Here is a 22,208-nt window from a genome sequence, read left to right as displayed (position 1 = left end):
TCAGGCGCTCTTGATCTCTTGCCAGGCGTTGCTGTACATGGTCGTCGCCTGACCGATGTTCTGGATGTATTCGAGGTTGCTCATCGTCTCGTCGTCAGGGTAGATAGACTCGTTGTTGAGAATCTCGTCGAGGATGTACTCTTCGGCGGCCTCGTTGGGGCTCCCGTAGTACGTGTAGTTCGTGATCTCGGCCCCGACTTCGGCGTCTAGGAAGTGGTTGATGAACGCGTGCGCCGCGTTGACGTTCTCTGCCTCTGTGGTTATCGCTGCGGTGTCGACCCACACGACCCCGCCTTCCTCCGGAATGACGTAGTTGACGGGGGAGCTGCCGTCCTCGAACGTCTCCCAGTACGCTTGGAACGCGCCGCCGGACCATGCGTGGACCGGGCTGAGCTGTTCGTTGATCAGGTTCGTCGGGAAGTCCGACGAGTCGTACGTCGAGAGGAGGTCCTTCTGCTCCATCAGTAACTCCTTCGCCTCCTCGACCTCGGACTCCTCCGTCGTATTGAGGGAGTAGCCGAGGTATTTCAACGCCGCGCCCATCGCCTCGCGGACGTCGTCGAGCATCGACATCTGCCCCGAGAAATCCTCGTTCCACATGGTCTCCCACGAGTTGACCTCGATGTCGCCGACCATCTCCTCGTTGTACGCGATCCCGGACGTTCCCCACTGGTAGGGAACGGAGAAGCGGTCCTCGCCCGGATCGTACGGCGCCTCCCGGAATTTCTCGGAGAGGTTCTCGAAGTTCGGCAGGGCGTCGAGGTTGAGCGGCTGGATCATGCCCTGCTCGTTCAGGACGTTGACCATGTAGTCGCTCGGGAAGATTAGGTCGTACTGACCGGTTCCGCCGGCGTTCAGCGCGTTGAACATCTCCTCGTTCGAGGAGTACAGCGAGACGGAAACGGATACGTCGTACTCCTCCTCGAAACCGCTGATGAAACCGTCGGGCCAGTAGTCGCCCCACTGGAAGACGCGAAGCTCGTCTTCGATCTCTCCGTTACCGCCGCTCCCACCGCCGCCGTCGTCTCCGCTCCCACCGTCGCTACCGTCACTCCCGGAGTTGCCGTCACTCCCGGAGTTGCCGCTACATCCCGCGAGTCCGACGAGTCCGGCCGTTGAGACGGCACCGGTGGTCCGCAGGAATGTACGCCGATCACTTGTGGATTGCTGTTGTGACATGGGTTGTCAATGTCTCTTTTTCTCCAACTTCCACAACAGACCATAAATATTTCGGGAGATCATACGTCCAGTCGGATATATTTCACAGAACTCACCACGTCGGGCCCTGAAACCATTGAGCGACGGCGACCAGAGCCATCGTGACGACGATGATCAGCGCCGCGACGACGTTGACTCCGGGAGAGATTCCCTGCCGGACCATCCCGAAGAAGAAGATCGGGAGCGTGTTCTCCTGTCCGATGATAAAGAAGGTGACCACGTAGTCGTCGAAGCTCATGGCGAACGCGAGTAGCGCGCCCGCGAAGATCCCCGGCTTGATCATCGGGAGCGTCACGAACCGGAGCGTCTCGAGTTCGTTGGCACCGAGGTCCATGGCCGCCTCTTCCATCGTCTGATCGAAGGTCTGTAATCGCGCCGCGACGACGACCGCGACGAAGCTGATGCCGAAAGCGACGTGGCCGATTATTGCTGTTCCGGTCCCCAGTTGTATCCCGGCGATGTTGAAGAACAACAGCAGCGAGATCCCCATCACGATGCTCGGGATGATGATCGGCATGAACACGACGCCGGTGAACAGCCGCTTGCCGGGGAAGTCGTACCGGTCGAGGGCGAACGCCAGCATCGTACCGAACACAGTACTGATAACGACCATCGCCACGGCGATCTCGACCGAATTGAGGAGCGCGTTCCACGCCGCGGTCGGATCGACTCGAGCGACTGTCTCGCCCTGTAACAGCGCGGTATACCACTTCGTCGTGAACCCCTGCCAGACGACCGCGTACCGCGAGTCGTTGAACGAGAGCGTGATCAACACCGCGATCGGCAGGTAGAGGAACAGATAGACGAACGCCGTCTGGGCTACCAAGAGCCCGGCCCCCCGCTCGAACAGGGCTGCGCGCGCTCGACGGAACGCGCCCATCATCCGAGCTCACCCCCGCCGCGCTGGTACGCGGCGATGCTGAGTAGCATGACCCCCATGAGAACGAACGCGCCCGCGGCTCCAAGCGGCCAGTTGCCGGCGGAGCCGAATTGAGACGCAATGAAGTTCCCGATCATCTGACTGTCGGTGCCGCCGAGCAGTTCCGGGATGACGTATGCGCCCGCGCTCGGGATGAACACAAGGACGCTCCCCGCCATGACGCCCGGTTTCGACTGCGGGAAGATGACGTGATAGAACGCTTCGAAACGGTCCGCTCCGAGGTCCATCGCGGCTTCTTGGAGCGTGAAATCGATCTCCTCGATACTCGAATACACCGGGAGGATCATAAAGGGGATCCAGATGTAGACGAGTCCCAAGAGGACCGCAAACTGCGAGTACATCAGCGAGGCTCCCTGTTCAACGAACGGGAGGACCGCAAGCGCGCTCATTAGCACGCTGTTGGCCGACAACAGCAGCTGAATGGCGTAGATCCGGACGAGAAACGAGGCCCAGAACGGAAGGATGACGAGCACGATCAAGAGGTTCTGGTATCTTTCGGGGGCAATGTGACCGATATAGTAGGCCATCGGGTAGCCGACGGCGAAGGAGACCACCGTCGCGAGGGACCCGTAGCCGATGCTTTTGAACAACAGCCTGACGTACGGCGTCGGCTGCGTCGCCGAGAGCGTCTCGATTCCGGGGACTACCGTCTCGATCAGCCACGCGACCGTCGCCCAGAGCGCGACGAGGATCGAGGTGTCTTCCGGGATGAAGAACCGACGGTACTGCTGTAGTCCGAGGTTCTCCGCGGCGAGGAGGACTTCGCCGAACGCCCCCCGTTCCCCGAAGCTGAAGAAGAACATCACGGCGAGCGGTGCGAGGAAGAACACGCCGAGCCAGAACGCGCTCGGTGAGAGATTGACGATCGCACCGGTCCACTGGTTCCGACGGACCCTCTGAACCAGTTGCGCGTCGATGCCCGACGCCTGATTGTTGCTATCACGTCCCATTCTCTCGTTGGCGTACCACACCCCACATGAAATATGTTTGGGCAAACCCGATACTTACAGATAAACATACGAAGAGAGACGGGACTAAGGAAATATTATGTTATTCGACCCCCTAACAGCGAATAGAGGCGTGCAGCCAAACAAAACACATAGGCATCCGGCCACTGAATCCACGCTCATGGACATCGACGAGGTCGACCGGAAGATCCTCGCCATACTTCAGGTTGACGGGAGGGCGGCCCTCTCCGAGATCGCACGCCGGCTCGACATGGGGACGGCGACGATCCACGAGCGGACGAAGGCACTGGAGGAGGAGGGGTACATCCGGGATTACCGCGCCGTACTCGACCCGGAACTCCTCGGACGCAACGAGGTCGGCTTTATCCGTGTCGAGACGATGGCCGGCCGGTCGTCGGAGGTCGCAGAACGCCTCGTCGAGGTGACGCCGATCCAAGAGATACACGAGGTCACCGGCGACGCGGATCTGCTGTTGAAAGTCCGCATCGCCGACCGGCAGGAGATGACCGACCTGCTGAGGGAGATCGGCCAGTACGAGGGCGTCGAGAGCACCGCCACGGACATGGCGCTCCGGAGCGTGAAGGAGGAACACACGCTGCGGATAGACGAATGAACGACATCTGGGGGCTCGAACCGTCGGCCAGGTCGGAGTACGGCTCACTCGAGCAGGCCCTGGTTCACGAGCCCGGCGACGAGTTCAACTCGGTCGTCGATCCGGACGCGTGGAACTGGGATGGGCTGCCGCGTCAGGAGAAGGCCGCGAAGGAGCACCGGTCGCTCGTGGAGGAGCTGGAGTCGAACGGCGTGGAGGTGCTCACGCTCGAGGGCGTGACGCAGAGCCTCGCCGAGTCGCTCTTCGTCCGGGACGTGGGGTTCGCGATCGGCGGCGGAATCGTGGTCGGCAAGATGGTCGAGGAGACCCGGCACGGCGAGGAGCGCCGGCTCTCCGAGCGAATGACCGAACTGGGGGCGCCGATCTATCATACCGTTCACGGCGACGGCGGCTTCGAGGCCGGGAACATGGTGTGGATCGACCGCGACACCGTGGCGATCGGTCGGTCGCAGACCACCAACGCGGCCGGGATCCGACAGGTTCGGACCGTCCTGGAGACGTTCGGAGTCGAGGTGATCGAGGTGCCGATCTTCGGCAGCACGGAGAGCACCGGACAGACGCATCTCGCCTTGGTGTTCAGCATGGTCGCACCCGATCTCGCGCTCGTCTACTCCGAGGCGGTTCCGCCGGAGTTCCTCGACATGCTTCACGATCGCGGTATTGAGACGGTCTCCGTCCCGATGCGCGAACAGCGCAACCGCGCGACGAGCACCATCGTCGTCGACCCCGGGACTGTGCTCCTCCCCTCCGGGAACCACCGGGTCCGCGCCGCGCTCACGGATCGGGGATTCCACGTCATCGAGCTGTCGCTCCGGGAGATCAGGAAGGCCGGCGGCGGTCCGAAGGGACTCGTGCTCCCCTTGTCCCGAACTGTTACCGGCGAGTAACTCGAATTGCCGTATCTATTTCGGCTTCTAATTGTATTTGCCAAAGATTTATTTCCCGCCGCTTCATCATCTATTGCGATGAGCCTCGGTGACAAGGAGCGCGACCACGCACGCCCGTTGGAAGAGAAAACGTCGAAGAGCCGGGAGTTTCACCGGCGAGCGTCAAACGTAACGCCGCTCGGTGTCGAGTCGAACGTCCGTTCGTTCGACCCGTACCCGTTCTATCTCGAAGAGACGGACGGCTCGTACGTCTATGACATGGACGACAACGAGTACTTGGACTTCCTCCTTGCGCTCGGTCCGATCATCCTCGGACACGGTCATCCCGAGGTCAAAGACGCCGTCAAACGACAGGTCGAGAAGAGCGACCTGACCGCGACGCCGCAGCCGGTCGCCATCGAGTTCATGGAGAAGGTCTGCGAGATGGTCCCCTCCATCGAGTCGGTTCGGATGGCGAACAGCGGCACGGAGGCGACGATGCACGCGCTCCGCGTCGCGCGGTCGTACACCGGAAAAGAAAAGATCGCCAAGCCCGAGGGCGGGTACGCGGGCGCACACGACTATGCGCTACAGAGCGTCTATGCCAGCGAGGAGGCGCTCGGTCCCGAGGAGGAGCCGAACACGGTGTCGTACGGGACGGGCATCCCCGACGCGGTGAGCGAGACGGTCGTCGCGTTCCCCTTCAACGACAAGGAGGCGACCGAGCGGATCCTGCGGAAGCACGCTGACGACATGGCCGCCGTGATCATCGAGCCGGTGATGTTCTCGTGCGGCTGCCTCAAGCCCCGCGACGGCTACCACGAGTTCCTCCGCGACCTGACGGAGGAGCTTGACATCGTCCTCATCTGGGACGAAGTGATGACCGGCTTCCGGCTGGGCCCGCAGTCCGCGCAGGGCCGGTTCGGCGTCACGCCGGACATGACGACCTTCGCGAAGGCTGCCGGCGCCGGCTACCAAGTTGCCGGGTTCGGCGGGCGGCGGGACATCATGGAGGAGATCATCCCGCCAAAAAAGAAGGAGGCCTCCAAGTGGAACTCCTCCGCGTTCCACGGCGGGACGTACAACGGACACCCGGTCGCGGCCGCAGCCGGGCTGAAGACGCTGGAGATCCTCGACGAGCGCGACGTATACGAGCACATCGACCGCCTCGGCGACAGGCTGTTCAGCGGGCTTCAGGAGGTCGCCGACGACGCCGGACTTGCGGTTAACGTCGAGCATATCGGCTCGATGGGGCAGGTGTACATGACCGATCACGACATCCACTCGTACCGCGACACGTGGCACGCGAACACCGACCAGTTCGCCGACTGGTGGCTCGAGGCCGCAGCCGACGGCGTCCTCTTCGGGAACCCGCTACAGGGAGAGCGGTTCTTCACCACATACACCCACACCGACGAGCAGATCGATCACGCGCTGGAGGTCGCGGAGGACGCCTTCCGCGCGGTCGACCACCAGTACGAGTGACAATGTCGAACCAGTCCGACCCCTCGGTGACGCGCGAGTCGGCCGGTGACGGTCCGTCGAGCGACACCGTCAGATCGCAGTACGACGAGTACGTGATGCCGATCGCGAAAGGATACGATTCGTTCGCCGTCGACCGGGCCTCGGACACGACGATGACGACGCCGGAGGGCGAGGAGTACCTCGACGTGTTCGCCGGGATTTCGGTGACGAACGCCGGACACAACGACCCCGCGGTCGTCGACGCGGCGAAGGATCAACTCGACCGGCTCATCCACACCTGTTCGTACGTCCACAGGAACGCGCCGGTCGGCGAGCTCGCCGAACGCATCGCCGAGATCACGCCGGGAGACCTCCAGAAGACCTTCTTCTGTAACTCGGGAACCGAGGCCGTCGAGGGCGCGGTGAAGCTTGCGCGCAAACACACAGGCAACAAGGAAGTCGTCGCTCTAGAGATGGCGTTTCACGGCCGGACGCTCGGCAGCCTCGCGCTCACCGGAAACAGCGCATACAAGCGGGGGATGGCACCGACGATCAACGACGTCACTCACGCGCCCCCGCCGTACGCGTACCGCTGTGACCGTTGCGACGGGACGTGTTCAAGCGACTGCGCGGACGAGCTCGAGCGCGTCATCGGCACTCACACTTCCGGAGATTTGGCCGCCGTCATCATCGAGCCCGTCATGGGCGAGGGCGGGATCATCGTCCCGCCGGAAGGCTGGCTGCGGCGCGTGAAAGAGATCACGCACGACAACGGCGGGCTACTCATCGTCGACGAGGTACAGACCGGATACGGGCGAACCGGCACGATGTTTGCCAGTGAACAGTTCGAAGTGGTCCCCGATATTATGCCACAGGCGAAAGGAATCGCGGACGGACTCCCGCTCGGCGCGTTCACGGCGCCCGCGGAGATCGCTGATAGCTTCGAGGCAGGCGATCATCTCTCGACGTTTGGCGGTAATCCCGTCTGCTGCGCGGCCGCGCTCGCCAACATCGACCGGTTGGAGGACGGGATCGTCGAGAACGCAAACAGACAGGGCTCATGGCTCGAATCGCGTCTCACGGAGCTGGAAGAGCACTACGACTCGGTGGGTCAGACGCGCGGTCTCGGCCTCATGTACGGCGTTGAACTCGTCGCGGACGCGGACCGAACGCCCGCGAAGGAGGCCGCGACCGCCGTCCGCGAACACATGCGCGACGAGCACAACGTCCTGATCGGCGTCGGCGGCTACCACAAGAACGTCCTCCGCTTCCAGCCGCCGCTCACCATCGAGCGAGACGAACTCGAACGGGCGGTCGACGCGCTCGAGTCCGGCCTTCAGGCGGTCGCGTAATCCATGTCGTCCGGGAACTGCCCCGACGGCGAGGCTGGGTCGGAAACGATACCGCCCGCGTTCCGCGAGGGCGCGAACACTGACGGCCCGCGCGTCGTGGTCGTCGGCGGCGGCGTGATCGGCTGTGCCGCCGCGCGCGAGCTGGCCCCGGACCACGACGTGCTCGTTCTCGAGCGCGACCAGATCGCCGGCGGTGCGACCGCCCGAGCGGCCGGTGAGGTGACGATGACGCCCTCCTACACGGACCACCCGGAGATCGCCGCGCACGCGAACGACTTCTTTCGAGCGTACGACGGAACCAGAGCCTTCGAGTACACCGAAACACCGAGCGTCGAGCTCGTCACGGCCGACCGGGAGGAAGCCGCGAGAGCGCGCGTCGACCGCCTCCGGGACGACGGCGTCAACGTGGCGTTTCTGGAGGCCGCCGCCGTCGAGGAGCGGTGGCCCCGGATCGACGCCTCGGAGTTCGTCGGCGCAGTGCGGTTCACGGACACGGGTCACCTCGACCCGTACACGCTCGCGACGACGCTGCGCGCGGACGGAGCGGACCACGGCGCGCGGTTCGAGACCGGGGTCAACGTGACGGACCTCGTCGTGGAGGGGCGAACGAGTGGAGCAGAGCTCCGTGATTCGGCCGCGGAGGGAGAACCCGCGAAGGGCGACACGGACGCGGAAGCGGAGACCGAGACGGAGACATCGGTCCGCGGGGTCGAGACGGACCACGGGACGGTGGCGGCCGAGGCGGTCGTCGTCGCGGCCGGCTGGCGGACGCCGCAGCTGCTGGCTCCGTACCTCCGGGTTCCCGTTCGGCCCTATCGGACGCAGTGTCTCGTGTTGCGGCCCGAGTCGTCGCTCGGCGCATCGTTTCCGATGGGGTGGATCCCGGGCGAACACGTCTACTTCCGCCGCGAGGAGAATGGGGACCTTCTCATCGGGGGCTGGTCGTTCGCCGAATCCGACCCCGCGGCCGCGAGCCGGGACGCGGACGAGGCCTTCCGAGACCACGTCGCCGCTCTCGTGCCCCGATTCCTCGGGACCGAGGGGGCGCTCCGCGTCGTGGACGGATGGGCCGGGATCGACGGTGCCACGCCGGACACGCGTCCGATCATCGACGCGCCGAGCGACGCCCCCGCCGGGCTCGTCGTCGCCACCGGGTTTCACGGCCGAGGCGTCATGACGGCCCCCGTCGCCGGCGCGCTCGTCCGTGCGCATGTAATGGGCGAAGACCCACCGATCCCAGCAGCGCCGTTCTGTCTCTCGCGGTTCGACATCTGCTCGACCGATTTCGAATTCCGCAGCATCAGCGCCGGTGGCGAGTGACCGGCGCTTCGTATTCGGCACGGTTCCAGTCAAGAGAAGGGTTTCCACAGCCCCGACCGACTCACGCGGAAAGCTTTCGAACCGCGGCGGGTACGTCCCTACGGTCGATCTTGCGGACCGACGGGGCGTCGATATCGGACCTCTCGCACTTTACCTTGACCCGATCAGGATTACGACGGCACCCTCGTTACGACTGATTTCGCCGGATACAGTGAGTTCGCGAACGCTAACCGTCGCCACGGCACAGGACGGTTCGACGGAGAGTCCGGCGTTGAACCCGCCGGTCGGCAACGCGGTTGCCATGTCCGTCACAGGCGTGTGATCGCGGTCACTGATCGAATCGGAGCGGAAGCTGAGTTGGCCGGCACAGTTAGCGAAACCCGAGATTCCGCTGCTGGCGACCACGGCGAAGACACGTCGCCTGTTCGTTGGGTTGGCTCCACGGACTGACTCAGATTTGGAGGGCTAAAATAATACAGAATCGATACAATATATACTCTGATGATACTTCGGTGAGCTGTATTGATTGATCCGAACAGGCGGTCTTCCTCAAACTCTCCGTACAAGATACAGCCTCTAAGTCTTACACTGGCTGACCTACCAACCCCCGAATATATACTGCCGTTTTTATCTTCTTCAGTGTGCGCTAGCTGGTCTCAAAATGCGTCGAGAAGGTAGTGGTATACGATGAACCGCAGTAACCCTCACTTGTTTAATATAGTACCGCGTCCTCGAGAACATGAGCGAGGACGGACCCACGACCGCGGCTATCTACGCCCGGGTCTCGACGTCGGACCAAGACGTGTCCCGGCAGCTCGACGAGGTGCGCGAACACCTGGAGCGTCTCGGTGTCGCAGACGTTGAGGAGTATCCAGAGGTCGTCTCCGGCGCCGCCGACACCGACACCCGCGAGGTGTATAACCAGCTCCTCGACGACGTCGAGACAGGGCAGTTCGATCTCGTGGTGGTTCACGAGATCAGCCGGCTCTCCCGCCTCGGCCCGACTGAGATTCACGAATTCATCCAGCACTGCTTGGAACACGACACCGGCGTCGAAGCCCTTGACGTCGGCCTGAAGATCCACGTTGACGACGGGGACCTCCAGCAGACGATATACAGCATGGTCGCTCGGTTGATGGGTGACCTCGCCCAGATAGAACACCAGCAAAAACTCCAGCGGATACGGTCTGGCGTCCGCGCTGCACAGTCTGCCGGAAAGTGGACTGGGAGACCGCCTGCGGGGTTCGCTGTCGAGGATGGCTACCTCCACGTTGATCCGTCCGAGTTCCTACACGTCCGCGAGGCTCTCGTTCGCGTCTACCACGCCGAGTCGTTTGCGGCTGTTTCCGACGACACCGGGATCGCCGAGTCGACGCTCCGGAGCCTCCACGAAAATCGGCGCAACCTCTACCTCGGCGGCGAGGCCGAAGACGAGCGCGTCGACAAAGCGCTCACCGAGATCCGTCCGCTGGAGGACGCCCGAACTGAGGGTCCTGAACTCGGAGAGTTGCGCGAGCGTGTTGAGCAGCTGGAGGAGGCCACAGATATTGACGCCCACTAACATACACCCTACCTCCTCAGCCTCGAATCGTTCGTACGTGTAAGATTGGCTCTAATGTGACGAAAGCCTGCCAAGTCTCTAGAGTATATAAATAGGTACTGGGGTGGTCAAAGAGCGACAATTCAACAGCATCTTCGAAATGAAGTCTTCTACGTCAAAATGAAGTCTCACCTATGACTAGCTACTGGTTGATATATTGGTGGCCTCACAAACTCGGGTTTAAGTTCATTCCACATTTGGGTTTTAAAATTGTTCGGGCTATTCCCGAGGAGTATATCGCTGATATGATGGTGAAAATTCGAGTATAACTAGGTCATAATTATAAACTAACGAATGGCAGTATTGCTTTGTTGTTCTCATTATAAGCGAGTGCTTCAACTTGACTCACACCATCGGGGGTGATCAAATCGATCACTCGTGGAGCATTTCCGGTGGCCCCCGCGCGGGCTCCGCCGAAGTTGAACTCACCGGCTGTCTCCCCTACGTTGCGGAACGTACCAAAGTTCTCAGAGCCAACCACTGGTATGACCTCTGTGTTGGTGAGATTAATATTCAGACTATCTTTCTCTACGACCAGCGTCACAGTATCGGCAGTAAGACTGACAGTCATCTCTGGGATGCCAAGACCCTCTCCATTGGCGTCGATGATGTCTCTCTTGAAATTCTCGTTTGTGCGCCCGAGACCGCTGGCAGCGATTCGGTAATGCCAGTCATTGGCGAACTCTACGTTCACAGCTAGGTCGCCGTTCTCAGTATTGCTCCCGTTAGAGATTGACGGGTCACGAACCCATACTGTGAAGAACTGTGGTGAGAAATATTCAGCATTGAATACTTTCTCCAAGTTCTCAACCTCAAACGTGAACTCATAACTACTCTCAGACTCAGTCAGCGTGAACTGGCGCAGGTCAAAGGCCCCATCATAAAATGCGTCATTGCTCGGGTAGGTGTATGAGCCAGGACCGTTATCATCACCTTTTGGATCATCGAACTCAGCAACAGTGACGCTGGGAGAATCAGCGGGTTGGATACGCATCGCAGTACCGCCGCTGGCACCCATCGAAATAGCGACTGTGCCGCTAGCTGACGCACGGTACTTGCTAATTTCGACCTTTGTTGGATCACTATCTACCCCAGTCCCAGAGGCGTCAGCATACTCCGTTACTGACCACCCATTGTCTCTCGCAGTGAGGAATTCATCCAACGGTACTGTTAATCCCCGGGCATTTCCGTCAGTCATCGCGCCGAGGAACCACTCCTCACCGTTGCGTCTGGCGACGATAATATACTCTCCAATGGCGGCGTCTACGACAATTGTCTCGTCCCAGCTTGTCGGAACCTGCTTAATAAAGTCGAACTCCGGTTCTGTGTCGTAATTTTCTTTTTCAGTGTGCGTGTTCTCAAAGTCAGTGTACGCCGCAGGGAACGGTGGATCGCTGTTCTGCTCGGTGACACCGATGGTATTGAGGTTTAGACCGCCGACCTCATTCGGGCCGAGTTCTATTGCTACTGTGTTGTCACCGGCCTCAAGATCGATCGAAACGGTATGGATATCCCAATCATCCCAGTAGTCTGTGAACGCCGGCGTGAGTTTCCGTTCGGAGCCGTTAACCAATAGTGTGAGTTCTGGGTTACCATTATTAGTGACCACGTTTCGGTTGTCTTCCTCGTCACTCGCATACCGGAGGTGGAGATCGTAAGTCCCTGATTCAGTAACATTTTTGATTGTGAATGTCGCTGTCGATTCACGATCGGGATCACCACGACTGGGATCAACGGGGACGTAATGAGCGCCGTAGGCGTTGCGCCACTGATCGGCGGTGAACATGTTATTCAGATCCCCAGCCTGCGCCTGAACAAACTCACCAATTTCAAACGTACTATCGATGTACGCTTCGATGCGGTCAGCAGCCATCTGGAGGCCAGCTAGGTACACCGGATACATCGCTAGTTGCTTAGCGCGAGTCGTCTGGATTTGGTCACCATCAGTATCGTTGAATGTGATGTCAAAGATACCTGGCTGGTAACTCGTTGGTCCTGCGAGCATCCGGGTGAATGGAAGAGTGACGTGGTGATCCCGTCCAACGTTTGTACCAAGTGCGCCAAACCCGTCGTACTCTTGTGCTTTCACCACTTCTCGGGCGGCAACATTTGGATATGTCCGAATCTCGCCGGTCGGTTTGATCCCTTCGTGGATTTCCAGCATCTGACGGTTCGCAGCGGCGGCTTGGATGACTGTCTGGTGGTGGTTCACCGCCCGCTGGGAATGGTGGGTGTGAGTCGCCTCTTGATCGTTCAACTCATCGTACAGCCCAGGGTCATTGACGTACCCATTTTTGATCGATCGAATTCCAACGTCTTCGTAATCTTCAAATATACTCTCGTTTTTAATTTCGTCCTCATAGTTACCGAGATTCCCGGAGGTTTCGTTATGTATAGTCATCTCTACCGGGGTTGAGAGGTTTGCTCCGAACTCGGTAACCTCGTTCACATCAAAGTCCGGATAGGAGTCGTCAATACCAATTTCGAGGGTAGTTCCATCAGCATCGGCACCGTAACTGCTCCAGCCTTCATTCCACCCCTCTGCCAGAACACTGTCGAGACCGTGTTCACTTGCGAACCGCATATATCGCTTCATGCGTTCGGTCCGCGCGCCATGGATGTACGCAGCAGGGTTCCCGGAGATCTCGCTGTCACTCTTGTACTCCCAGTTGGCGCTTCCAGCGATCATCGTCCACCAGATACCAACATATTTGCGACCGTTTTCGAGCCATGACGTGTCACCGCTCGGGAACACCGACTCGTCGAGTGGGTCCGCTAGCAACGGAATGAGTTGAGACCCCACAAGATCACCCGGTGTGTCTCCGATCTGTATCGTCCGCCAAGGGGTCATATGGGGGGCCGAAGCTTTCACAGATGACCCGTCTGGGAGTGGCGCGAGTTCAGCTGCAAATTCCGGACTGCCTGCGTTAGACTGAGATGCCAGCGACAGGGAAGCATAATTCTTGAGGTTTGATTCGTGAACGCTCAGATATGGCCCGTTACCGCCAGTGTCCATCGTCAGCGGCGTGTGTGCTCCGCGCCGCACGGAGTTTCCGTTTGGCCTGGTAGATCCTCCCCCTGAAGGAATATCGCTCAAAGTGCCCGTGGCATACTCCTGTTCAAACCGCGGATTAACCCACTCGTTTTCGATCCACCAAGCGTCGTAATCACCAGCGAAGTTAAACTCCGTGTTCTCAGAGTCAATACTGAACTCTCCAAATCCGTCATCCAACACTACACGGAAACCGAGCCCGCTGTTGAATACTCGCACCTCAAGGCTTGCTGCTCGGCCATCTTCTGTGGTCTCTTGGAGATTGAGGGTGAGGTAGCTGTACTCTTCTTCGACAGAGGCGAATTCACCCCATTCGGGGGTCCACTCCTCGGTCGTTGTTCCCCGCTCCCCTCCAGTCACCAGAATATTCGGTCCGCTCCCGCTAATGTCTGTCCCAAACGCCTCTTGTCCGGAAAAGTTGAATCCGATCGGCGACGACTCGACGTATGTTGTTCCCTCGTAAGTAACAGTATAATTTGGGACGCCCGACGAAACGTCGACCGTCATGTTGATAGATCCATCTGGAGATGAGACAGTCTGTGTAGCGAGGTCCTCTTGATCAACCGCGTTTGATGCGTTTGGTTTCTCAACAGCAGATCGAATAGTCACTGGGAGGGTCTGTTCGGTGGTAACGGCTTCTGTATCAATGTACACACCGATTGACTCACTCTCACCAACGCCCAAACCAAGAACTTCATCCTGTCCGTCACGAAGCCTCTGGTCCCGGTTATTTCCCGGATAAAAATAGATAGCATCCGTACTGAAGGGGACATTAGCGAAATCGAACGTCCCCCAGATGTAGATCGTCTGTGTCCCTTGGTTTGTAATCTGGAACACATCGTCAAATGTGTACACAGAGTCAGTCCCGACCCCTTGGCCACCAGCAGCTGTGTCACTGAAGTTGAGTCCAAGTTGGTTGGCACCTGTTACAGTCGCATATTCGCTGTTTGGTCCAGTAGAAGGCGTCAATGCGAGGTATCCACTGGTGTCTCCAGCAACCTCAACGCTGACATCTTGATTTGTGGTGACACTACTGAACGCGCCAGTCCCGACGGCACTAGCGCCGGCAGCACCGCCGAGCAACATGAGGAGTCTTCGTCGGTTCATCATAGCTGTCTTACCGAATGCCCAGTGACGGAATCGAACCGCCTCACCGTGGGTCACACCACGGGCAAACACCTGTGTGGGTAGTACGCCGATCTAGAAATATTATTAAATATATTGAACAATACTTGTAATTGGTTCTCTTTAGGATCTACTCACGGGGAAGTACTTGGTTATGAGACGGTTGAGGTTTGTCACGGGGACCTCGATACATTGAATGTACAGCTTGATGTGGGTCAAGGATCGCTTGATCCAGAATCAAGCACCTATTGAACTTGATTTCTAGCGTTATATTGACGTCAGAATTATTCTTGCTCTATAGAAAGGACTTGGTGGTCTCACTTCTCGTCTTCCTCTTCAGTCTCGCCTTCGTCTTCCTCTTCAGTCTCGTCTTGATTCGGCACACACATCACACTGAGGGTCCGATCAAACGCGACGCTGGTTTCTGACCCGCTTCCAGTTACCTCAAATTTGAGCTCAATATATTGCGTTGTAGAACAGTCCAGTGTAACAGTGACAGTACCAGCGCCCCCTCGGCCGAGTTGACTTGGAGCATCAGAGGTTTCGATCGTGGGCCCAGACGAACTTATACGCAAAACGTCGACCTCCAAGGTGTTGAGGTTGACACCAATCTGGTTGTGATACTCTACAACCGGTGTAGATTGTCCCGCAGTAATATTTTCACCTTCGTCGATGAGTTGCTCGTAGCTGAGATATGCGTTGTCATCCTCGGTTACGTTGATCCCAACTCCGCGGTCAGCATCCATTGTGGTGAACCCAGTGGTACCAAAAATAAATCCGATCGCTGCTGTCAATGCGAGGAGAACACTTAATAGACGGAGTTTACCCACACTAATCTGCGGCGTCCGACTAGGTGTTCTCATTCTCACTGATAGAGTTCAGGTGGTTTTTCCCTATTACCAAGACGACTACGGCGGCCGACGATGTGGTGAACAATTGCCGACATTCCGAAGGCGGTAGCTGTGAAAATGCCCACCCCGACTGGTTCAAGTGCCCCAACGATCGGTGCTTCAACTATGACTGCGAGTAGGAGTGAAGCTGCGACACCTGCGAGCCCAACATAATAAAGGCTCCACGGAATTTCCTTGTTGCTGACAGCCTCAACATATACGTCGAGGTCTTCCAGTTGAGGAGTAGGATGAACTACGTTTTCCTCTTTGTCGATAGTTATGATATTGTTCTCTTCTAGATTTGGCAGATGGGTGCGCTTGAGGGTACTGTACACGCTTCGGTGATCCTCGTACTCAAGATCGTCAGGTTCTTTACTACTCTCCCAAGCAGCGATGTTTATTGAAAGCTCAGAGATATCGACTGGTCCCTGCTTGCGTTTGAGCGCGTGGATTACAAATCGTCGTCGACGGTTCGATAGAACACCATAGATATCATCTTCAGACAATTCATCTCCGTTTGAGTCTGATTCGTTTGCCGGTGTCGTGATTGGTAGCATACAGTCGGCCCCCTTGACCGCCGACCAAGACTTCTATCTCTCAGCCGTCGGGTGTTAAGAAGTTCATACGGAAGCAGATAGTATAAGCCAATATCATATTTTATCTGTTGTGTGTTTAGTCTTACAGTATCTAGGTCTACCAACTGCTGTGAAGGGATCGATTGAAGACCACTGAATCCGCTCATGGGGTTTCAAGCCACTCTTGATGTACTAGTAATGATCTCCTGAAGTCTCTAACATCGATGGATACCCGCTTCAAGCACTGCTTGATACAAACAACAGGGCGTGCTTGAGCCGAATCGAGTTTGCCATTCAATTCATCAACTCCTCCAAGATGTAGCCTCGAGCGTTTCATAACGAAGTAGGTTCCTCTCTATGCCTCATTCGAGCGCTTCCGGCCTGAACAGTCAGGCTCGGGGGTGCCAGAACACAGGTGAAATCCAACATGCAACGGCGAAAGTTTGTCGTCGGACTGGGTGCATTGGCTTCTGGAAGCGCGGCTGCCGTCGGCACAGGCGCGTTCACGAGTGTCACAGCAGACAGGTCGGTTTCCGTTACTGTGGCTGGCGATGCGAATGCATATCTCGCACTGAGTTCGTCGAGTGGTTCGAACTCCAGCTACGTCGAAACTACGAGTGACGGCGAAGTTGAACTCAACCTTGACAGCTTGGACGAGAGCGACACTTCTAGTTCAGGCACAGGGGGTGTCAACCCGAACGCGACGACGGTGATTGACAGTGTCCTCACGATCGCGAACCAAGGCACGCAGAAGGTCGAAGCTGATCTTAATGCCCCGGCTCCTGATAGTGGCACCAATGATGTGACCGTTGGTCAGCCGTCCGACGCCTCCCCAAGCGATGGTGTGTACATCTACTACGATACTGATGAAGATACCAGCGATAGTGGAGATCCCAACCCTCAGAGATTCAACGACACAACCGTCGAACTAGACACCGGTGAGAGTATCGATGTGGATGTGACTGTCATTTCCGGGACAAGTGACTTTACTGGTACCCTCGAAATCGAAGCGGATGCTGACGACGCCGACGGCTCTGCGACCGACTCTACGACGTAATTAAATTCGACTTCCCCTATTCCACTTATGAAGCGAAGACATTTCATCGCTGGTCTGGCGTCGACTACGCTTGGGGGAGCTACGGCAGTCGGAACAGGTGCATTCAACACTGTTGAGGCGAACCGCACTGTGAACGTAACTGTCGCAGACGAGTCACAAGCCTATCTCGCCCTCAACAAGGGCTCCGATCAATCCACATTCGCGCGGACGGGTGCGGCAGGCGGGAACGGTGAGATCTCGCTTGATTTCAACGGCTCAAGCGGTGCTAGTGGTATTGGTGTCGGGACTGATTCGACATACTCGTTCGATGGAGTAATTCAGGTTACGAACCAAGGCACTCAGTCAGTCTATTTGAAGGCACCCGTCAGTGATGCGAGCAGCGACGACAGTGCGACGGGCGAGATAACCGATGCGTACTTTTATGTCGCGAGTGTGGAAGGTAGGCCAATCGACGGTGATGAAACCGGGTTCGATGGAACGACTGAAGGTGAGGCTTGGCTGAAACTCCCCACCGGTACGTCAGCGCAGTTAGGATTCTTCATCGACTCGACTGGTGCATCACAAACGACGCAGGCTGAAAAAGAAGAGCTGTCGGCCACGTTCACCGCTCAAGTCACCCAACCAGGTGGCACTCTCGTCAATAGTTCCGGTAGTACGATCTGACTCCGAGCCAACACGCTGTAGACCACGACCCACGCTGGCACACGTTGTCTCGATGATATCGGGACACGTGGCACGGCATCGCCGTGTAACGGCGGTTCGATTCCGCCGGTGGGAATTTCCCCTCAAGGGGAGGTCAATATGAACCGACGCAAATATCTCGCAGCGCTGGGCGTGTTGGGAAGTGGAACTGCTGCGGCAATGGGGACTGGCGCATTCACTAGTACGAGCGCAAGCCGTGATGTAAGTGTCTCCGTCGCAGACGACACGAACGGGTACCTCGGGTTCGGTACTTCTGGAAGTGCGAACGGAGTGTTTGCATCCGTGAGCGGCGACGAAATCGCGCTGGACTTCGATACGTCCGACGGCGGCGGTTCGGGCGTCGGTCTTAATTCGACCTACAACTTTGACGACGTATTCACGATCGAGAATCAGGGCACGCAGACGATCTACGTGTGGGCCAACTTTAGCGGTGAAGACCTCGATGACGACGATATCTGGTTCTATCCAGATAGTGACTCAGGCCGCAGATTGAATGACGGGTCTAACAGTGTTGTGACACTCACTACCGGCCAGCAGGTCAACGTTGGCGTCCACATCGACACGAGTGTTCTCAGTTCAACGGACAATCAAGCACTCACTGCCTCGCTAACTGCAGACGTCGATGTGCCGGGTGGCTTAGAAGGCTCACAACCAAGTGATCCAGTTGGTGAGGACGCTGCCGTCGTCAGTAAAGATCCAGACGCTGGGGAATTTAGTTCGATTCAGGACGCAATTGATGCCGTTGATGGGACAACGGTCTTGGTTGAGTCCGGTAGGTACGAGGAGAGCGTAGCGATTGATGTTGATGGCCTGACTCTCAAAGGCGTAGAGGGTGCGAACCCGACGGTAACACAAAGTTCTGGTAGTGTCGTCGGTATCAACGCAGATAGTGTAACAATTGACGGCCTCACCGTTGAAGCCGGCAACGGCACAACTGCCGTGAATCTAAACGGTGTCAGCGACAGTGCGGCGGTGACGCTGACGGACAACACAATTGACCTGACTGTAGGGAATGACAACTCTGTCGGAATCGTGGCTGGAAGCGGGTCTGGTATCAGCGAGACGATTGAAGATAACACCTTCCAAGCTGACGCTGACAACTTCCTTGGGGATGGCACGACTCCGTCCTTTGTGGACGACGGGAACGACCGGGTTGACTTCGGGACTATCCTGTCAGAAAACACGTTTGAGCCGGGAGTTGTTGAGTATGAATTTGGTGCGCTAGCCGCGGCGGTACCCGTAGACTCTAATGATGAGTTCTTACAGGCACTTGCCGATGACCGGGATGCGGGTGACGGGACATTTGGTGGACCGTTTGCCCTATCGAAGAGTTACACTGACGGGTTAGATAACCAGAGCATTGCCGGGCAGCGTGACGCGCCTAGGGGTACTGTCCGCGTGGACATCGACCCGGCAGACATCAACACGGACAACTCATACAGCACCCCAGACGGTGATGCCATATCTGGTGTCTTCATCACTGGGTTTGACCAAGCAGCGTTCCAGAACGTCATTATCAGTGGTGGGCAAGTGTTTATTTTCGTCCCTGACCGGCTCAGCGGAGAACAAGTGACCATTGCTGTGGGTAACTTTGACCAGACCAGTAACCCCAGCGGCTGGGATGGTTTGTCCGGTGACGACATCGTTATTCAGAACGTAACGATTCAATAATAAGGGCGCTACCTACACTACCGTCGCACCGCTCACTAACTGACCGCGCTTTTCTATTTTTTCACGACTCGACAGGCGACAGCACGGAGCTATTCGAGGACGGTAATCCCAACCTCGTCGTATATCTCTTTTAGACATTCCGGAGAGTAATCAAGATAATGTTTCTCCAATACGTTTGATTTGATTCTCCCATAAAACGCGTCGATATACTTCGTATCAACCCCACACCGACTCATCTCCGTGGCAAACTACCGGCGCAGTTTCTGAATCGTGACCTTCACGCCGACCTCTTCGGACACGCGGCGGAACTTCCAATTCAGCGGTTGCTTCGTCGTCTGGAACACGCGGTCATCGTCGGGGTCACGCTCGGGTTTGAACGCCTCGAACGCCTCAGCCGCTTCGTCGTTATAGAAGGTGAGCCACGTTTCCTTGATACTCGACTCCTTGTCAGGGACAAGCAGCTTGTCCTCGTCGATATCGTCTATCGTCAGTTGACACAGTTTGCTGGACCGGAGGCCCGAAGTCGCCGCAAACAGAAACACCGCTTTGTACTTCGGGTTCTCTAACGCGCTGTAAAATGTCTGGAGGTTCTCCTTCGAGAGGACGTCCGTGGGTTTCGCGGACTTACTTGGCATCTCGAAGGCGTCCATCACCTCCCGATCGAGGAAATCTCTGAAGAATATACAGAGTGCGCCGATGATTCTCATCTGGATCGAGTCGCTCACGTCACCCAGAAGTCGAGGTAACCCGCGATGTTGTCCTGGGTGGTGGGTGACGGTGGTGTGTCGGCGTGCTCAAGAAGTGGTGCGATGTATCGGGTGTGGGGGTCAGTCGTGTTTTCACTACCGTTAAGAATGCTCATAGCGACTCGCAGCAATTAGCGAGCACATCATCAACCGACGCATCAGCACTAAATGATGTCTGTGCCGCTACCTGATTCAAGCCCACCTCGATACGGTCATGTGCGGCGATTTCTTATATACCAACGACAAGTAACATGAGACGATGAGATGGCTGCGTAGGTCGACCACCCTACTCATCACGGTCTCGTTAGGAGCAGTCGTCCTGCTCGTTGTCTCCAGCGGCGCAGTTGTTCTCGATCAACCGAGCGATCCACTCAACGATGAGGTCGCACTCCAGCCTGGCGACAACCCATACGCGTATCTTAATGAGAACGACGAACTCGCAGTTGATGTCACTGAGAACAATCCGAACCTCGATACTGAGGGCGTAAACCCAGACGGATTCACGGCTCAGGAGCCACTCTTCTACATTACCTACGACGGAAACGAGTCCGCAGAAGCATGGATCGACCACGAGGGGACAGGCGTCACGTTTGTCGTTGACGGTGAACCGATCGAGAGCGGGTCGAACGCTGTACGGCTGACTTCGGAAAACGACGCGGTTCCGGTCGGCGTCGAAGTTGACACTCGTGTGGCCGAAGTCGCCCCCGGTGATCGACTTATCGATGAAATTTCGGTCCACGCTCGTCCTGCAAATTCAGAGGCGATTGAGGACACAGATAACGATGACAATAGTGATGATGACGATCCGGGCACAGTTACGACGGTAGGGTCACCCGACTCAACCGCCCGGAATGTCGAAATTCTCTCGCTCGCTGCTGAAGTAGAGACAGAAGTCGATCTCCGACAGCTCCACGTCGGCGACCCAGCGGTCCGACTCACTAACCTGACGTTCGTCAGTACGGACTCCGGTGACATCGAGTTCGAAGTAAGGGGTACCACCGACCCACCGCCAGAAACTTCCTCCGTGCCGCTTGGTGTGGACCCGCTCGGCTACTACACAGTTGAGTTTACGACACCTGACCAACCAATCAGCGAGGCGACTACTGAGCTCGTTGTGGATCGCGATTATCTCGCGGAAACGGACGTTGACCCCGAACAACTCGCCGTCTACCGTGAGACGGAGGCAGGCTGGAAGCAGACAAAGACGACCGCAATCAGCACGAACGATGAGACAGTCCGACTCCGAGTTGCCTCCACGGGGTTCTCTGCGTTCGCGGTCGCAGCCGAGCGCCCAGCATTAGTCCCCGTTGAGGCGGCTCTCTCGACCGATCAAGTCGCGGCTGGGGAGACGTTGACCGTTACTGTTAATCTCGATAACAACGGGCGGGCCCCCGCGAATGGCTTGAAGGTTCAAATTGTAACCGCTGATGAAAGGGAGTTGGTGAGTGACGAGGTAGCCACAGTCAACGCTGAGGTTGGCGAGACGACAACCGAATCAATCGTTGTCCGCCTCAACTCTTCTGGGGAGTATAACCTCGTCTTGACAGGCCCAGCTCTCGCAACTGGATCGGGGAGTTCCGGAATGGGTACCGATCAATTAATCACGCAGTCTGTTACCGTGACCGAACAACTTGATAACGAAACCGGTACCGAGGCCGAAGGTGCCTCCAGTATCAACACTCCAAATGAGGACTCCGCCGATACGAGTGTCTCAGGCGAGACAGAAGCAAGAAACGACAGGGAAGAAGTAGTAACGGAACCTTCTGGCATCGATCTTACCGATATTGGAGGGATTGCGTTGCTCATCGGAATTGTCCTCACAACTCTGTTGCTGTTCCGACGCGTACCGCGGTGATTACGGTCTAAAAGTCGGAGAGATAGCGCTTAATTCCCGGTTTCGTCAGAAACTCCGACGATCGTGTGACCGTACTCTCGTACACCTCAACAACCGTTTCGTCGTCACTCAGTAGTAGTTGTCTTGAGTTCGCGAACAAGAAATTGAATCCGCTCGTCGAGATCTTCTACCGCCTACCTCGAAGGTTGTCTAGG

At 57.5% G+C, this 22,208-nt stretch carries 16 protein-coding genes and 1 pseudogene; 10 read left to right on the top strand and 7 right to left on the bottom strand.

Annotated features, from left to right (window positions below; genetic code table 11):
- The 3 genes from EXE47_RS08900 to EXE47_RS08890 all read right to left on the bottom strand — a co-directional run bounded on the left by EXE47_RS08900 (position 1) and on the right by EXE47_RS08890 (position 3,108).
- Positions 1–1,179 carry a spermidine/putrescine ABC transporter substrate-binding protein gene (locus EXE47_RS08900; RefSeq protein WP_049933015.1) on the bottom strand — a complete coding sequence of 393 codons (1,179 nt, stop codon included), beginning with the start codon at positions 1,177–1,179 and terminating at the stop codon, positions 1–3.
- A gap of 91 nt (positions 1,180–1,270) precedes the next feature.
- Positions 1,271–2,098 (bottom strand): ABC transporter permease, encoded by an 828-nt coding sequence (locus EXE47_RS08895; RefSeq protein ID WP_049933016.1) that lies wholly within the window; start codon positions 2,096–2,098, stop codon positions 1,271–1,273.
- Positions 2,098–3,108 carry an ABC transporter permease gene (locus tag EXE47_RS08890; RefSeq protein ID WP_049933017.1) on the bottom strand — a complete coding sequence of 337 codons (1,011 nt, stop codon included), beginning with the start codon at positions 3,106–3,108 and terminating at the stop codon, positions 2,098–2,100. Before EXE47_RS08890 ends, EXE47_RS08895 begins: the two co-directional genes overlap by 1 nt.
- Positions 3,109–3,286: 178 nt before the next feature.
- Here EXE47_RS08890 and EXE47_RS08885 point away from each other — a divergent pair, with 178 nt between their 5' ends.
- The 6 genes from EXE47_RS08885 (at position 3,287) to EXE47_RS08860 (ending at position 10,302) form a co-directional block, all read left to right on the top strand.
- Positions 3,287–3,739, top strand: a complete 453-nt coding sequence (locus EXE47_RS08885; protein ID WP_008443091.1) for an Lrp/AsnC family transcriptional regulator — start codon at positions 3,287–3,289, stop codon at positions 3,737–3,739.
- A complete protein-coding gene (locus EXE47_RS08880; protein ID WP_094582891.1) occupies positions 3,736–4,626 on the top strand; it encodes a dimethylarginine dimethylaminohydrolase family protein in 891 nt (296 codons plus the stop codon). The genes EXE47_RS08885 and EXE47_RS08880 overlap by 4 nt, the downstream gene beginning before the upstream one ends.
- Before the next feature lie 78 nt (positions 4,627–4,704).
- Positions 4,705–6,090, top strand: a complete 1,386-nt coding sequence (locus EXE47_RS08875) for an aspartate aminotransferase family protein (RefSeq protein ID WP_137708166.1) — start codon at positions 4,705–4,707, stop codon at positions 6,088–6,090.
- A gap of 2 nt (positions 6,091–6,092) precedes the next feature.
- Positions 6,093–7,421, top strand: coding sequence for an aspartate aminotransferase family protein (locus EXE47_RS08870; protein WP_049933020.1), 1,329 nt, complete (start codon positions 6,093–6,095; stop codon positions 7,419–7,421).
- Positions 7,422–7,424: 3 nt separating this feature from the next.
- Positions 7,425–8,741, top strand: a complete 1,317-nt coding sequence (locus EXE47_RS08865) for an FAD-binding oxidoreductase (RefSeq protein WP_199237870.1) — start codon at positions 7,425–7,427, stop codon at positions 8,739–8,741.
- Positions 8,742–9,480: 739 nt separating this feature from the next.
- Positions 9,481–10,302 (top strand): recombinase family protein, encoded by an 822-nt coding sequence (locus EXE47_RS08860; protein ID WP_137708165.1) that lies wholly within the window; start codon positions 9,481–9,483, stop codon positions 10,300–10,302.
- A 319-nt stretch (positions 10,303–10,621) separates the two neighbouring features.
- Here the strand turns inward: EXE47_RS08860 and EXE47_RS08855 are convergent, their stop codons facing one another.
- The 3 genes from EXE47_RS08855 to EXE47_RS08845 form a co-directional block, all read right to left on the bottom strand.
- Positions 10,622–14,557: a glycoside hydrolase family 97 catalytic domain-containing protein gene (locus tag EXE47_RS08855; RefSeq protein WP_241997565.1), complete on the bottom strand. Its 3,936-nt coding sequence runs from the start codon at positions 14,555–14,557 to the stop codon at positions 10,622–10,624.
- Positions 14,558–14,835: 278 nt separating this feature from the next.
- A complete protein-coding gene (locus tag EXE47_RS08850; protein WP_137708164.1) occupies positions 14,836–15,264 on the bottom strand; it encodes a hypothetical protein in 429 nt (142 codons plus the stop codon).
- Between the two features lie 119 nt (positions 15,265–15,383).
- A complete protein-coding gene (locus tag EXE47_RS08845; RefSeq protein WP_137708163.1) occupies positions 15,384–15,965 on the bottom strand; it encodes a transcriptional regulator in 582 nt (193 codons plus the stop codon).
- 445 nt (positions 15,966–16,410) lie between these two features.
- On the opposite strand from EXE47_RS08845, the gene EXE47_RS08840 reads away from it, so the two are divergent.
- From EXE47_RS08840 to EXE47_RS19355, 3 genes and pseudogenes are all read left to right on the top strand, one after another.
- A complete protein-coding gene (locus EXE47_RS08840) occupies positions 16,411–17,040 on the top strand; it encodes a hypothetical protein (protein ID WP_137708162.1) in 630 nt (209 codons plus the stop codon).
- Between the two features lie 27 nt (positions 17,041–17,067).
- Complete coding sequence (locus tag EXE47_RS08835) at positions 17,068–17,703, top strand: hypothetical protein (protein ID WP_137708161.1); 636 nt, start codon at positions 17,068–17,070, stop codon at positions 17,701–17,703.
- Between the two features lie 138 nt (positions 17,704–17,841).
- Positions 17,842–18,306: pseudogene (locus EXE47_RS19355) on the top strand (DUF1102 domain-containing protein); the annotation flags it as partial.
- A gap of 1,355 nt (positions 18,307–19,661) precedes the next feature.
- Here EXE47_RS19355 and EXE47_RS08825 read toward each other — a convergent pair.
- The gene (locus EXE47_RS08825) at positions 19,662–20,138 is read right to left on the bottom strand and encodes a tyrosine-type recombinase/integrase (RefSeq protein ID WP_137708159.1); all 477 of its coding nucleotides are present in this window, start codon (positions 20,136–20,138) and stop codon (positions 19,662–19,664) included.
- A 280-nt stretch (positions 20,139–20,418) separates the two neighbouring features.
- Here EXE47_RS08825 and EXE47_RS08820 point away from each other — a divergent pair, with 280 nt between their 5' ends.
- On the top strand, positions 20,419–22,014 hold the full coding sequence (locus tag EXE47_RS08820; RefSeq protein WP_137708158.1) for a PGF-pre-PGF domain-containing protein: 1,596 nt from the start codon (positions 20,419–20,421) through the stop codon (positions 22,012–22,014).
- The last annotated feature ends 194 nt before the right edge of the window (positions 22,015–22,208 follow it).

Source organism: Halorubrum sp. GN12_10-3_MGM, from assembly GCF_005435235.1.
Classification (GTDB): domain Archaea; phylum Halobacteriota; class Halobacteria; order Halobacteriales; family Haloferacaceae; genus Halorubrum; species Halorubrum ezzemoulense.
This window is presented reverse-complemented; position numbering and strand designations above follow the sequence as displayed.

Bases quoted from the DNA above. Each gene is read 5' to 3' on its own strand.
- EXE47_RS08860 (WP_137708165.1), top strand. From the start codon at position 9,481: ATGAGCGAGGACGGACCCACGACCGCGGCTATCTACGCCCGGGTCTCG.
- EXE47_RS08895 (WP_049933016.1), bottom strand. From the start codon at position 2,098: ATGGGCGCGTTCCGTCGAGCGCGCGCAGCCCTGTTCGAGCGGGGGGCC.
- EXE47_RS08835 (WP_137708161.1), top strand. From the start codon at position 17,068: ATGAAGCGAAGACATTTCATCGCTGGTCTGGCGTCGACTACGCTTGGG.
- EXE47_RS08870 (WP_049933020.1), top strand. From the start codon at position 6,093: ATGTCGAACCAGTCCGACCCCTCGGTGACGCGCGAGTCGGCCGGTGAC.
- EXE47_RS08850 (WP_137708164.1), bottom strand. From the start codon at position 15,264: ATGGATGCTGACCGCGGAGTTGGGATCAACGTAACCGAGGATGACAAC.
- EXE47_RS08865 (WP_199237870.1), top strand. From the start codon at position 7,425: ATGTCGTCCGGGAACTGCCCCGACGGCGAGGCTGGGTCGGAAACGATA.
- EXE47_RS08880 (WP_094582891.1), top strand. From the start codon at position 3,736: ATGAACGACATCTGGGGGCTCGAACCGTCGGCCAGGTCGGAGTACGGC.
- EXE47_RS08875 (WP_137708166.1), top strand. From the start codon at position 4,705: ATGAGCCTCGGTGACAAGGAGCGCGACCACGCACGCCCGTTGGAAGAG.
- EXE47_RS08885 (WP_008443091.1), top strand. From the start codon at position 3,287: ATGGACATCGACGAGGTCGACCGGAAGATCCTCGCCATACTTCAGGTT.
- EXE47_RS08900 (WP_049933015.1), bottom strand. From the start codon at position 1,179: ATGTCACAACAGCAATCCACAAGTGATCGGCGTACATTCCTGCGGACC.
- EXE47_RS08820 (WP_137708158.1), top strand. From the start codon at position 20,419: ATGAGATGGCTGCGTAGGTCGACCACCCTACTCATCACGGTCTCGTTA.
- EXE47_RS08890 (WP_049933017.1), bottom strand. From the start codon at position 3,108: ATGGGACGTGATAGCAACAATCAGGCGTCGGGCATCGACGCGCAACTG.
- EXE47_RS08840 (WP_137708162.1), top strand. From the start codon at position 16,411: ATGCAACGGCGAAAGTTTGTCGTCGGACTGGGTGCATTGGCTTCTGGA.
- EXE47_RS08845 (WP_137708163.1), bottom strand. From the start codon at position 15,965: ATGCTACCAATCACGACACCGGCAAACGAATCAGACTCAAACGGAGAT.